At 54.2% G+C, this 12,948-nt stretch carries 14 protein-coding genes; 9 read left to right on the forward strand and 5 right to left on the reverse strand.

Going from position 1 to position 12,948, the window contains the following annotated elements:
* The first annotated feature begins 489 nt into the window (after positions 1 to 489).
* The 6 genes from HF984_RS11860 to HF984_RS07505 all read left to right on the forward strand — a co-directional run bounded on the left by HF984_RS11860 (position 490) and on the right by HF984_RS07505 (position 5,822).
* Positions 490 to 1,380, forward strand: a complete 891-nt coding sequence (locus HF984_RS11860) for a PRD domain-containing protein (protein WP_168615060.1) — start codon at positions 490 to 492, stop codon at positions 1,378 to 1,380.
* A gap of 197 nt (positions 1,381 to 1,577) precedes the next feature.
* Entirely contained in the window at positions 1,578 to 2,597 is a 1,020-nt protein-coding gene (locus HF984_RS07485; protein ID WP_168615061.1) for a mannose/fructose/sorbose PTS transporter subunit IIA, read from the forward strand.
* Positions 2,598 to 3,401 (forward strand): mannose/fructose/sorbose family PTS transporter subunit IIC, encoded by an 804-nt coding sequence (locus tag HF984_RS07490; protein ID WP_168615062.1) that lies wholly within the window; start codon positions 2,598 to 2,600, stop codon positions 3,399 to 3,401.
* A 9-nt stretch (positions 3,402 to 3,410) separates the two neighbouring features.
* A complete protein-coding gene (gene manZ, locus HF984_RS07495) occupies positions 3,411 to 4,322 on the forward strand; it encodes a PTS mannose transporter subunit IID (RefSeq protein ID WP_168615063.1) in 912 nt (303 codons plus the stop codon).
* Between the two features lie 228 nt (positions 4,323 to 4,550).
* A complete protein-coding gene (locus HF984_RS07500) occupies positions 4,551 to 5,402 on the forward strand; it encodes an HAD family hydrolase (RefSeq protein WP_168615064.1) in 852 nt (283 codons plus the stop codon).
* A 3-nt stretch (positions 5,403 to 5,405) separates the two neighbouring features.
* Positions 5,406 to 5,822 (forward strand): hypothetical protein, encoded by a 417-nt coding sequence (locus tag HF984_RS07505; RefSeq protein ID WP_210729647.1) that lies wholly within the window; start codon positions 5,406 to 5,408, stop codon positions 5,820 to 5,822.
* Positions 5,823 to 5,906: 84 nt separating this feature from the next.
* Here the strand turns inward: HF984_RS07505 and HF984_RS07510 are convergent, their stop codons facing one another.
* On the reverse strand, positions 5,907 to 6,332 hold the full coding sequence (locus HF984_RS07510) for an organic hydroperoxide resistance protein (RefSeq protein ID WP_168615065.1): 426 nt from the start codon (positions 6,330 to 6,332) through the stop codon (positions 5,907 to 5,909).
* Between the two features lie 183 nt (positions 6,333 to 6,515).
* Between HF984_RS07510 and HF984_RS07515 the strand changes: the two genes are divergently transcribed.
* The 3 genes from HF984_RS07515 to HF984_RS07525 all read left to right on the forward strand — a co-directional run bounded on the left by HF984_RS07515 (position 6,516) and on the right by HF984_RS07525 (position 9,204).
* Positions 6,516 to 7,667: an LLM class flavin-dependent oxidoreductase gene (locus tag HF984_RS07515; RefSeq protein ID WP_168615139.1), complete on the forward strand. Its 1,152-nt coding sequence runs from the start codon at positions 6,516 to 6,518 to the stop codon at positions 7,665 to 7,667.
* A 111-nt stretch (positions 7,668 to 7,778) separates the two neighbouring features.
* Positions 7,779 to 8,573, forward strand: a complete 795-nt coding sequence (locus tag HF984_RS07520) for an FMN reductase (protein WP_168615066.1) — start codon at positions 7,779 to 7,781, stop codon at positions 8,571 to 8,573.
* Between the two features lie 133 nt (positions 8,574 to 8,706).
* The gene (locus HF984_RS07525; protein ID WP_168615067.1) at positions 8,707 to 9,204 is read left to right on the forward strand and encodes a MarR family winged helix-turn-helix transcriptional regulator; all 498 of its coding nucleotides are present in this window, start codon (positions 8,707 to 8,709) and stop codon (positions 9,202 to 9,204) included.
* A 60-nt stretch (positions 9,205 to 9,264) separates the two neighbouring features.
* Here HF984_RS07525 and HF984_RS11550 read toward each other — a convergent pair whose 3' ends face one another.
* From HF984_RS11550 to HF984_RS07545, 4 genes are all read right to left on the reverse strand, one after another.
* On the reverse strand, positions 9,265 to 9,585 hold the full coding sequence (locus tag HF984_RS11550; RefSeq protein WP_247596535.1) for an ATPase: 321 nt from the start codon (positions 9,583 to 9,585) through the stop codon (positions 9,265 to 9,267).
* A gap of 12 nt (positions 9,586 to 9,597) precedes the next feature.
* Positions 9,598 to 9,966, reverse strand: coding sequence for a hypothetical protein (locus tag HF984_RS07535; protein WP_168615068.1), 369 nt, complete (start codon positions 9,964 to 9,966; stop codon positions 9,598 to 9,600).
* Between the two features lie 244 nt (positions 9,967 to 10,210).
* Positions 10,211 to 11,929, reverse strand: coding sequence for a cation:proton antiporter domain-containing protein (locus HF984_RS07540; RefSeq protein WP_168615069.1), 1,719 nt, complete (start codon positions 11,927 to 11,929; stop codon positions 10,211 to 10,213).
* Between the two features lie 52 nt (positions 11,930 to 11,981).
* On the reverse strand, positions 11,982 to 12,869 hold the full coding sequence (locus HF984_RS07545; protein ID WP_168615070.1) for a serine hydrolase: 888 nt from the start codon (positions 12,867 to 12,869) through the stop codon (positions 11,982 to 11,984).
* Between the last annotated feature and the right edge of the window lie 79 nt (positions 12,870 to 12,948).

The raw sequence follows: 12,948 nt of genomic DNA on the forward strand, positions 1-12,948 counted from the left end.
GCAACGGTTCTTCCGGTATGGCTTGAGGTTATTTGTAGTGATTTAATCCTCTTATTTTTGCCGCTGGTGGGGCCGTTGTCTAGTTGGTGGGGTGTGGGTGTGTTCCTACTTTTGAATAAGCCTCTTTAACTTGCGTGCTTAAAACTTTTGGGGTTATAGTTATTTCATTGTCAACTAAATTTGCACCCGCAAGGGTGTGTGCGAGACATGAATCGCTAGAGATGATTTCCTAGAAAAATCACTCGCGGTTCACTCAAGACGGGCTCGCGTCGGTGGTTGTGGTTCCCCCCGGCGCGGGCCTCTTCTCGTTTAAAGATCTAGTATCTGATTCTGCAACTACAATGTCTCCGAAACGTCCGACTAGGAAAAGCTGACTGCACCGTCTAAATCCCCCTCCGCACTTGCTCCCTTGAACCGTTATATTGAGGTTTCTCGTAAACTAGACTTGAAGATATTTTCCACTCACACCACAACGAGAAAGGAGCGGTAGTGCGCATTTCACGCATCTATAACAACAATGTCGCTCTGAGTACCGATTTTAAAGGTCAAGAAGTGGTTGTCATCGGACGCGGTCTCGCCTTCGGCAAACGCAAGGGCGATATGGTTGATCCCACCAAGGTGGAGCAGACTTTTGTGCCTGACAGTAGCACCACGAATGAGCGTCTGACCTGGTCGCTGGAGCAGATTCCTTCTGAGATTCTTTCGCTCGCCACTGAGCTTGAGCAAGAACTCATTAACAATCACGGCATCAAGATTTCTCACTCGTTCATTATTCCGCTGGCTGATCACATTAACTATGCGATTGTGCGCCAGCGTGAGGGTATTGAGGTGGATTATCCGCTGACGCTTGAGGTTTCGCAGCTCTACCCTAAAGAGGTTGAGTTTGGACGCCACGCGGTAGAGCTCGTGCGCGCGCGCTTGGGTGTGCAGTTAGCTGATAAAGAGGCTATCCCAATGGCGTTGCACCTGGTCAACTCGCAGTTTGCCTATGAAGACATGAGCCGCACTTACCGCATGACGGAGGTGTTCTCGCAGATTTTTGAGATTATCTCGACAGTGTACGGTCACGACGTTGATCAAAGCGCGATGAGCGTGGTGCGGTTTGTAACGCACCTGCGCTACCTGTTTGTGCGTGCCGACCAGAAGAGTCACGAAAAGCGTCACGGTGATGGCCCGTCCATGCCCATGGTGACAGAGGCAATTCAAACCGGTTATCCCAAGGCTTTTTCGTGCGCGCAAAAAGTACTTTTATTACTTGAGATGCATCTTGATCAGGAGCTCACCGATGATGAGCTCACCTACCTCGCTATTCACATTGCGCGCTTGGCGCGAGAGCTGTGGGACGACGATTCCACAGTAATTTCCCCGCAATCTATTTGACGCGTAAAACATTGCGGATGAGGGCAGAGAAATCCTCACTTTTCAACCCACCGTATCGGTAGGTGAAAGTTCCAAACTTGGCACGTTTTCCGCTTTTCACGTGCGATTTTATGTGCTGCACCTTCCTACAATGAAAGCTAGTAGCCCGCGCTTTTCGCGGGCAGTCTCGCACATTCATTGAATTTGAGAGGACCATTATGGTCACGATTATCGTGGCTGCCCATGGAGAATCCGCACCCGCGCTTCTCGCCACAGCACGCATGATTCTTGGCAACACTGAGAATGTTCACCCGGTGACTTTTGCACCCGGTGAGGGCCCCGAAGATCTCATCGAGAAGTACCGGGCCATCATGTCTTCTGCCGGCGATTCCACCGAGACCCTCATCTTGGTTGATCTCTTTGGCGGTAGCCCCTACAACGCAGCAGCTCGCGTAGCCGCTGAAGATTCATCGGTTGATGTTGTTTCTGGCGTCAACGTTCCCATGCTGATTGAAACCATCAGCGCCGCATCCCGAAAGAACGCGACTCTGGCGTCCTTGGTCAAAAAAGCTACGACCGCAGGCACTAAGGGCGTTCGTTCTTTCCAGGAAATCATGAACCCGCCCGCGCAGGATGCGAGCACCTCCGCAGCACAGCCGGCAGCGGCAAGCGCGGCAACCACCGCGCAGGGTTCAACGGCGCAGAGCTCAACTGCACAGAACGCGGCGGCTACCGGCAACAGCACCATGACCAACGTGTTCACCCGCATCGACTCCCGCCTGATTCACGGCCAGGTAGCGGGCAACTGGGCCAACTACATTGGCCCGCAGACCCTCATTGCAGCGTCCGATTCAGCAGCTAAAGACAAGATTCGCAAGACCCTTCTGCTGCAGGTTGCGCCCTCACACATCAAGACCAACGTGCTTGATATCGCGAAAACCGGCAGGGTCTTCAAGAACCCCAAGTACACCGGCATGAAAACCATGTTCGTTGTCGAAGGCCCGCAGGACGTCCTTCGTCTCATGGACGAAGGCGTGGAGGTCAAAGAGGTCAACGTTGGCGGTGTCACCTACCGCGACGGTTACGCGCAACTTTCTGAGGCTGTCTACGCCTCACCCGAAGACATCGAAGCCTACAAAGAGCTCGACGCGCGCGGCGTAAAAATGACCATCCAGCAGCTGCCCAACACCGGCCGCGAAGACATGATGAAAAAGCTTAAAGAGAAGGGTCTGATCTAAGTGAATCCCCTCGAATTTACCCTGGTAATTCTCGTTGCCTTGGTATGCGGCATGGCATCGGTGCTCGATGAGCGCCAGTTCCACCGCCCCATTATTGCCTGCACCCTCATGGGTCTGGTTTTGGGCGATCTGCAGACCGGCATTATTTTGGGCGGTAGCCTCGAACTCATTGCGCTGGGCTGGATGAACGTCGGCGCAGCAATGGCACCGGATGCAGCACTCGCATCCACCATCGCAACCATCGTTGTGATCGAAGGTCACCAGTCCATTGGTGAAGGCATCGCGTTGGCTGTTCCGCTGGCTGCGGCTGGTCAGGTTCTCACCATTTTTGTTCGCACCATTACGGTCTTCTTCCAGCACCAGGCTGACAGGTTCGCGCGCAACGCCAACTTTAGAGGCGTCGAAGCAATGCACATCCTGGGTCTGCTCCTGCAGGGTCTGCGCGTTGCTATTCCCACCGCCGCAGTTGCTGCAGTTGCAGGTACGCACATTGTTCAGACCTGGCTGGACGCTATCCCTGAAGTCATCACCTCAGGCCTGCAGGTAGCGGGCGGCTTCATCGTGGTGGTCGGTTACGCAATGGTCATCAACATGATGAAAGCAAAAGCACTCATGCCCTTCTTCTTCCTGGGCTTCGTACTGGCAGCGTTCATCCCCGATCTCAACCTCGTGGGCCTCGGCATCATCGGTGCCTGCCTGGCAGTGGTTTACGTACAGCTCAACCCCGCACTCCACGATTCCATTCAGGCACCCGCGCCCGTCACCGCTGGCGCAGGCAACGACCTCGACAACGAGCTTGAGTAGGAGGCTCCCATGACTACCCACAACGTTTCATCAGACCAGGTGGCATCATACGCAGCATCCGACACCGATGCTCGCACCGAGGCCAACCACAAGGCACCCGCACAGGACCTCACCCAGCGCGACTACCTCTCAACGTACTTCCGCTCCACCTTCCTGCTCGGCTCCTTCAACTTCGAACGCATGCAGGCAATCGGCTTTGCCGTCACCATGATCCCCGCGATCAAGCGTTTCTACACCACCAAAGAAGACCAGGCAGCCGCGCTCTCGCGTCACCTGGAATTCTTCAACACCCAGCCCTGGATCGCATCCCCCATTGCCGGTGTTACCGCCGCAATGGAACGCCAAAAGGCAGCCGGTGAAGACATTGACGATGCCGCCATCACCAACGTCAAAGTTGGTCTGATGGGCCCCATGGCAGGCGTTGGCGACCCCATCTTCTGGGGTACCGCACGCCCGGTTCTCGCCGCACTCGGCGCGTCCCTGGCGCTCAGCGGCAGCATCCTCGGCCCGTTGCTGTTCTTCTTTGGTCTGGGCATTCTGCGCTTTGCCACCCGCTGGTACGGCTTCAAGATCGGCTACCAAAAGGGTGTCGAAATCGTGTCTGAAGTTGGCGGCAATACTCTGCGTCGTCTCACTCAGATGGCGTCCATCGTTGGTTTGTTCGTCATGGGCTCGCTGGTGTCTAAATGGACATCCATCAACGTGCCCATGGAGCTCTCACGCTACACCGACCAAACCGGCAAAGAAGTCGTGACCACCGTCCAGTCAGTCCTCGACTCGTTGCTGCCGGGTATGCTCGCGCTGCTGCTGACCTTCCTGTGCATGTGGCTCCTTCGCAAGAAGGTCAACGCCATCTGGATCATCTTCGGCATGTTCATCATCGGCATCCTGGGCTACTGGGCAGGAATCCTCGCGCCGTAAGCAGAGTTGTTCCGCCTGGTAGAGATGCCGCCGCCAGCAGGCACACTACGTCGTCAGCTGGCATCGGGACTGGCGTGAATCGCATCGTGAGCGCCAGCGAACCATGCGAGAGGGACTGCTGACGACTGTGTGTCTGCTGGCAATAGCCCACCGCCCCGTAACCTGCCGGAGCTTCTCTTGCCCCGCACCTTTACGGCACCTAGTGTGTTGTTGAGATCAAGGACGCCGGTGCCCACTTCACCGGGCACCGGCGTCCGCTTTATCACCACCGATTTTTGGAGGGTTTTCACCATGAAAAAGCTCATGGCATTTGACGTTGACGGCACCCTGTTTGTGAACGGGGAAATCTCGCGTGAGAACGCGCAGGCTATCAAGCGTTGGCAGGATGCCGGCAATCTCGCGGTGTGCTCCACGGGCAAGAGCCTGTTCGCGGCGAAGAAGACCTTTGAGGGTAGCGGCATTGATTTTGATTTTTATGTGCTGTTCACGGGCGCGGTGGTGACTCGTGGCGATGAAGAGGTTCTCTTTGAGAAGTCGCTGCCCAAGGACGTGGTGGCTGAGGTTGTTGAGCGCCTGGTGCAGTATGACAATATTTCGGTGTTCGCCACCGATATTGATAGCGATTATGAGCTGCATAACCCGCTGGCGCAAAGCTCCCATATGCTGCTGAACTTTGTACCGCTGAAGGTTGAGGAATTGGCTGAGCGCGACATCATCGGCATCCCGATTCAGGTGGCTGATGACGCCCTGCGCGCCGACATTCACCGCTGGTTGACCGAGGAATACGCCGGCCAGTTAGATGCTCATCTCAACCAAGACTTCATCGATATTGTGCCCGCAAACTGCGACAAGTCCACCGGCCTGCGCTGGCTCGATGAAAACGTATTTGCCGGTGAGCAGATTGAAACCTACAGCATTGGGGATTCGTGGAACGACCTGCCCATGCACGCGTGGGCACAACATTCCGCGTCCTTCAACTACTCACCGCAGGACGTCAAGGACGCCACCGAGACCGTCGTGGAGCACTCCTGGGAGTACATTAACTCGGCGCTGGGCGAGTCCGGCGCGAAGGACGCGTAGGGCATGAGCGAGCGCCCTTCTTTCAAAGAAACCTTCGTGGCGGTTGGCCAGCGCACCCTTGATAAGGGTCGTCAGGACGAAGGCGTGTACATCGTTTCTGTGGCACCCATTGTGACTGCTCTGATGGTGATTGCGGCTCTGCTGTACGTCATTACGCACGGTTGGGGCACGCTCATTGCCCTGGTGTGCGCGCTGGTAGTGCTGTGGGGGCGCTGGGTTCTGCAGCGTCAGGCGTCCAAAGACTTTGCGGATATGCGCATGTCAGTGCAGGGTTTTAAGGCAACCGGCAAGGACAAGTACCTTGAGTTCATCAAGCTCCGCGGCGAGCAGATGCTGCGCGATAATAAGGCGCTGACGTCCAGTGCTAAGGCTGAGATAGGACGCCTGCTGGACTACGTGGAGCGCAAGCGCGGCGCGTAGCGTCCACCAACCCCTGGCGTTGCGCTCATCCGCTGGCACTTTAACACCTTGCGGTGAGCGAAACGCCAGGGGTTACTGCGCAACCTAAACCTCAACCACGTCCACGGTGACCTCAATGTTGCCGCGGGTTGCCTTTGAGTACGGGCAGATAGAGTGCGCTTTTTGGGCGAGCTTGCGCGCATCCACCATCAGCAGGTGCGGTACCGAAACCTCAAGGGCGACCTTTAACTCAAAGCCACCCTGATCATCGTTGCCAATGGTGACGCGCGCGCTCACCGAAGAATCCGAGACATCCACGCGCTCCTCGGATGCGACCAGCTTCAACGCGGAGTGAAAACAGGCGGCGTAGCCGAGTGCGAAGAACTGCTCGGGGTTGGCACCGTCACCGCCCTTACCGCCCATTTCGCGGGGCATGGCGAGGTCAAAATCCAAGGACCCGTCGGCTAGATGAGCACGTCCACTGCGGGCATCGCCGGTTGAGATAGCTTCGGTGGTGTACAGGGGTTTCATCTTCAGTCCTTTCATCTACACTTCTTTCTTTTCAGCCTAAAGAAGCCAGCTGAAAATATGGTGAACTTCGCGGTTTATGTCGTTGAATGACGCGACACCCCACCCACAAAATACTTTATAAAGAAAGTTTTTAGGGTGTAGAGTATGAGCCATAAGAAAAGCTCACACGAAAGGCTAAAAATCATGGAATTCGGCATTTTTACAGTCACCGATATCACCCGCGACCCCACTACCGGTAAGACCCCCACGGAGTACGAGCGCCAAAAAGCAATCGTCGAAATTGCAAAGAAGGCAGAAGAAGTTGGTCTGGACGTCTTTGCAGTCGGACAGCATCACAACCCGCCCTTTATCGCATCCTCACCCACCACCACGCTCGCCTACATCGCAGCGCAGACCAAGAAAATTCAGCTGAGCACCTCAACCACGCTCATCACCACCACCGACCCGGTGCGCATCGCTGAAGATTACGGCACGCTGCAGCATCTTACCGACGGGCGCATGGACCTCATGCTCGGACGCGGCAACACCGGCCCCGTCTACCCCTGGTTCGGTAAGGATATTCGCCAGGGTGTCAATCTCGCTATCGAGAACTACAACCTACTCTGGCGCCTGTGGCACGAGGAGCGCGTGAACTGGCAGGGCAATTTCCGCACACCCCTCAATGGTTTTACCGTCACACCGCAACCGCTGGATGAGGTTGCCCCTTTCGTGTGGCATGGCTCCATTCGCACCCCTGAAATCGCAGAGCAGGCAGCGTATTACGGTGATGGCTTCTTCCACAACAACATCTTTTGGAACAAAGAGCACACCGGTCAGATGATTGATCTCTACCGCGAGCGGTACGAGTACTACGGTCACGGCGCAACTGATCAAGCAATTGTTGGCTTGGGCGGTCAGGTGTTTATGCGTAAGAATTCGCAGGACGCGGTGCGTGAGTTCCGCCCCTACTTTGACAATGCGCCGGTCTACGGCGGTGGCCCTTCATTGGAGGATTTCACCTCGCAGACTCCGCTGACGGTGGGTTCGCCGCAGGAGGTTATCGAGAAAACCCTGTCGTTCCGCGACTACGCAGGTGATTACCAACGTCAGCTCTTCTTGATGGATCATGCTGGTCTGCCGTTGAAGACTGTTCTTGAACAGCTCGACTTGTTGGGCGAAGAGGTTGTGCCCGTGCTGCGTGAGGAGTTCGCTAAGCTCAAGCCGGCTCATGTGCCGGATGCGCCGACGCACGCGTCCTTGGTTGAACGCAAGAAAGCTGGTAAGGAGCCTGTACCCGGTGGTATTCGTGCCGCTGAGCTGGCAGAGCAGGCGCGTCAGGCTCAAAATCAGAGTTAACTAGACGCGTCGGACTTACTAAGCCGAACGGTTAAGAAAATTTTTTTGAAAATGGTGCTTCTGGGTAGCGCATTGCGCACCGAAAAAGCGCTGTTTTAACAGGAGAAAATCATGAAAACTCCACGTATTACCGTGGTGACGGCAGGGTTGTCAGAGCCGTCATCCACCGCTCTTTTAGGTGAGCAGCTGGCGGACGCAACGGTGCAGGCGCTAGGAAAAATGGGCGTCCAGCCTGAGGTTGAAACTATTAATGTGAGGTCTATTGCCACCGATATCACCAACCATTTTTTGACGGGTTTTCCCGCCGGAAAGCTTCCTGAGGCACTTGATAGCGTCTACGCATCGGATGCTCTGATTGTTGTGTCACCAACTTTCAAAGCGTCTTATACCGGGCTTTTCAAGTCTTTTTGGGATCTGGTGGAGGACGGTTCTCTGCAGGGCAAGGCTGTTCTACTGGCGGCAACCGGCGGCACGTCGCGTCATTCGCTGATGATTGATACCGCCATGCGCCCGCTGTTTACGTACCTTAAGGCGCAGGTTGCTCCGTCCGGTGTTTTTGCGGCGACTGACGATTTTGGGTCGGATGCTAATCTTCAATCGCGCATCGATAAAGCGACTGCTGAATTCGCGCAAATTATTGGCTGGTTAGGCGTTTTGCCAACCCACGATCGACCGCAACAGGCGTCACCAGGTGTTTATCCCACGTCCGCGACTGAAGCTATCGACGAGAGCGAGCGTGCGGCGGCAATCTCTGATGGCGCGCCCTCAGGCTCGGAATTTGATGATGCGGGCGGCGCTAATTCCGGCTCGTTCTTTGGCATTGCTAAAGAACGTAAAGCCCCGGGGTTGGAGCCGCTAAAAGTAATTCCTTTTGCGCAATTGTTGAACAATAATAAAGGCAATTAAAAATGAAATTCTCGGTTTTTATTTTAGGAACCGAGAATTTTTTATATTAATTTACGAGAACTATAAAAAATGGTTTATATTTAGCTACAACCACATAGGCTCACACATGACCCCGGAGGTTTTTAGAGGAACTATGGATGCATCATCAGCGCCCCCTGCCGACCGCGCAAACCTCTCTCTCTGGCAAAACTACACAGAGGTTAACGACTACCTCCAGCTAGTTACCGACAAGACTTTAAAACAGCAGGCAGGCATTCGCTTAGTTGATTTCAAAGTCCTCCAGATTCTCGTTGAGTCCCCCGAAGCTCAGGCAAGCCAAATGGTTCGCATGGGTCACCTTTCCCAGACGCTCAAGCTCTCCCCCTCGCGTCTGACCTACCAGATTAATTCACTCGCAAAATCAGGGTGGGTTGAAAAGGTAAGCGTTGATTCCGACCGTCGCGGTGCTGGCGTCAGCATCACCGATGCCGGACGCGAAATTTTTGAGACCGCACGGTCTATTCACAAGGCCACCCTGCACGATTTGGTGTGCGGCAACTTATCAAAGAGCGAGGTAGAGTTCCTCGGAGCTATCTATTCACGCATCTTTGATTCTATTGACACGCATTATCGCGAACGCTCGTACAACTAGAGCTAGTTAAACAAGTGGAGGCCGGTGCTTATGGGCACCGGCCTCCACCTTTAAAAAAATTTATTTTTGGGGGAAGATGCGTGAGTCTTCTGTGATGGTTCCGCGACGAGCCGCCGGAGTATCTGCCGCTGAGGTCTCACTGGATGCGGTGGCGTCAGAATTTTCTACACAGTGCTGAACAGGCACGCTACCGATGCCCTGTGCGCGATGAAGCTTCTCGCGGTTAGCGAGAACCACCAGCGACATAGCGTTGAGTCCCAGGCCGACCACAAAAACAATCCAGCCAATCACCATGTAGTGGATGCCAGAGAGTAAAGCCCCAACCAGCATCGCCGCAACGGATGCGAGGTATGCCGGTGAAAGTAAAAATTTAGTATTCATCGGTGAAAGGTCCTATGCGCGTACGCTAGCTGATTTTTTCTGACGAGATTTGAAGATGGAATTATCCTGCTCATCGGCATCTTCTGCGATGCTCACGATGGGCTGGCTTTCAGTGTCAGGTTCAGGATCTTCATCAAATGAAACCTCTTCACTCTGCGACAGTGCCTTGGGTTCGCGGTCTTCACGCAGGAAGGGCAGGGGTGCGCCCTTTGCCTGCTGGATGGAAACCACGGCAGAGAAGACGTTGAGTGCTAGTCCGGCGAGTAGCAGAATCCAGCCCAGCACTGTGATGAAAGTTGAGCTTGCACCGATCATAATTGCGCCAACGAAAATCACAGCGAGGGAAGTTAAAAATGCCGGTGAGAGTTCTTTGAAATCCATTGTTCCTTTATTTCACACGCGATGTGTCTACATAAAATCTTTATATGCCCAGTGCAGCATGTTTGAAAATGTGCTGATGAGCAATAGATTTTTAGTGTAGTGCATATTTCTGAGAACTTCTTGACTATTACCTGATACCTCAGGCAGTGAGCAGAAGCCCACAGTTTTCGCGGGTTTTTGAATGACGCATCGTGTCATAAACGATGCGGGCTACAACCGTCTTGCACACCGCGGCAATTAATTTTTATGCGCGCAAAGAGCTGTATTCACCGTCCAAACTCTTTTGCGCAGTGACAATATCCATCTGTTTGGTCAGCAAATTCTGCTCTTCGGTCATGGTTTCCTTCAAAGTAGGTTGCGACTTGGTGGCATCCAAAGCCACTCGGGACATGTTCATGGTCATGCCGGCGTCGCGTCCTTCTTCAAGCTGGATCATCATATCCAACTGGTTCAGCACCTTATGCACGGTTTCGTACTCGTAGTAGTTGCGCTGGTCAATGACTGCACTTTGCGCTGCCAGCAGGGAACGACGACGCACACGGTTGATTTTCTCTAGCTTCTCGTTTCGAAGCTCAATCGCCTGAGTGTCAGCTTCTTGCATTTTCTTGTAGCGAGTTGAAATTTGTTCCAAGAGCTTCTGTACGCGCTCAACTTCTTCAGGGTCGCTTGAGGCTGCAGATTCCTTCAGCGCCAGCAAAGATGCTTTCTGCGCAATAGCGAGCAGTTCTTTTTCTTCAGCCTCAGCGTGATTGCCCTGCACCCCTACGCCGAGCACTTTCACCAGCGTGGGCAGAGTGAGTCCGGGGAACACCATCGTAAAGAAGAGAACGGTCACCACCATAATGATGGCCTCCGCTCGCAATTCGCCCAGCGACAACGGCAGGGTGAGAGCGAGCACCAGCGTCACCAGTCCGCGCATACCCGACCACGTCATCACCAGCACCTCGGCAAAGGAGTGCGGGGTGGTCAGCTTCTCTTTGCGAAAACGCCCGATCAGCCAGATCAAGCTCATCCATATAAGGCGCGTCAAAATAGTCACCACCGAAATCAGAACGCCGGCGCTAACGGTTGCCCACAGGTCAATTTCGGTGTGGTACACAATTTCACCGGCTTGCAGACCAATCAGACCGAAAGCCAGTCCGGTGACCATAAGTTCAAGGACGCGCCAGAAGGCATTGTCGGTCAGGCGGTCTTCGGCGGTGAGATCACCAACGGAGCTACCTACCTGAATAGCGGCAATCACCACGGCAATAACGCCGGATGCGTGAAGCTCCTCAGCGAGGATATATACGGCAAAGGGAATAACGAGGGTGACGGTACTGCGTGCAACGGTATCATGCATCATACGACGAACCTTGCTACCGATCCAGCCGACAGCGAGACCGAGAAGCACAGCTACTACCGCACTGAAAATAAAGCTGGAGATCACAACACCGGCAGCAAGGTCCCTCTCACCTTCGACCGCTAAAATTGCGGCCTGAAAAAGAACGAGCGAGACAGCGTCGTTGAAGATACCTTCGGTCTGCAATTTACTGACGATGCGGCGGGGAATGCCAACGGGTTCAGCCACGGCTTCAACAGCCACGGGGTCCGGTGGTGCGATGGCGGCACCAACGGCAAGCGCTACAGCAAAGCCCATACTGGGAATCAGTGCCCAGGTAAAACCGGCAACAACAAAAGCCGAAACAGCGGTGAGGGCTATGGAGTACATCAGGATGCTTCGCCACTCACGACGCAATGAACTCCACGAGGTGCGGTGACCTATAGCCCAGAGAAGCGGCGGCAGAAAGATGGGAAGAAGAATTTCGGGTTCAATCTCAAGGCTAGGCAAACCGGGAACCACGATAATCAGCGTCGCCAATAATGTAAGCAGAACCGGCCACGGCAAATTGAAGCGGTCGCCCACTCCCACCATCAGAGCTGTTGCCAACAAAATCACCACAAGAATGATGAGATACTCCACGGTTCTGTGTTCCCCTCGCATTCCGGCACAAAAGCCGGCATTCTAAAAAGCTTTATTGAATTTTATCGTTATGATTTACCATTGCTTCTACAACAGCAGCGATAGAGTCTGACACCAGCTTTTCACCCTGCGTCTGGTCTTCAAAGCCCTTGGTCATAGCGCACAGGCTAAATGCTCCCGCATCCAAAATTGCCACACCCACGGTGTTGAGGTTCCACAGGTTGTCGGTATCAGGCAGCCAACCGTTTTTGCACAGAACATCTTGATCGTCCTGCCGGCTTTCTTTGAGTGCGCCTACGCCCCAGCTTTGCGATTCATCCTTTGCGTGCATGAGTTCGCGCAGGTAGTCGACGTCGTTGGGGTTGGCCCATTCCGCACCGTCATATACCGTACGGGCTATTTGCACCTGATCAACGGGGTTGGTTTCGTTACTACCCCAACCTTCACTGGATGAGGTATTAGTGACGCCCATTTTCTGATAGGTGCCATTAAGAAAGTCCGCGCGCTCAGTATTGGTGGTGCCCAGCATTCCAAAAAGCTGTGAGGTGGCGTCGTTGTCGCTTTGCTCGATGCTGGCTTTCATCGCCTGGTTTTGCTCATCGGTGAGCTGATCATTTTTTTCATGCTGAAAACGCATCACGGCGAGCGCAATGCTGACTTTTACGATGCTTGCCTCATAGCCGCGGTATTCAGGGTGGTATTGAAAGCCCTGGTTGGTGACGTGGTTGAAAGCGGCAACGGAGAGTTCATCGGCGCCGTAGGTTTGCGCGAGTTCATCGAGTTTTGAGGAGAGCACTTGCTCGGGGGTGAGCTGGTTTGCGGTTGCGTTTTTCTCTCGCCATGCACCTGCTGCCATGAGACCGGCGCCCAGCGCGAAGCCGCCTACCATGTGGCGGCGAGTGAACATGGGAACATTTACACCGGGTGCACGAGAAGTCATGATTTTAGTCTAAGGCACTAGTGTACGCGGAACGTATTTGTATCTCGCTGTGTGAATGAGCACCGTCTTAAAGCGCTAT

This window comes from Rothia terrae, assembly GCF_012396615.1.
Lineage (GTDB): Bacteria > Actinomycetota > Actinomycetes > Actinomycetales > Micrococcaceae > Rothia > Rothia terrae.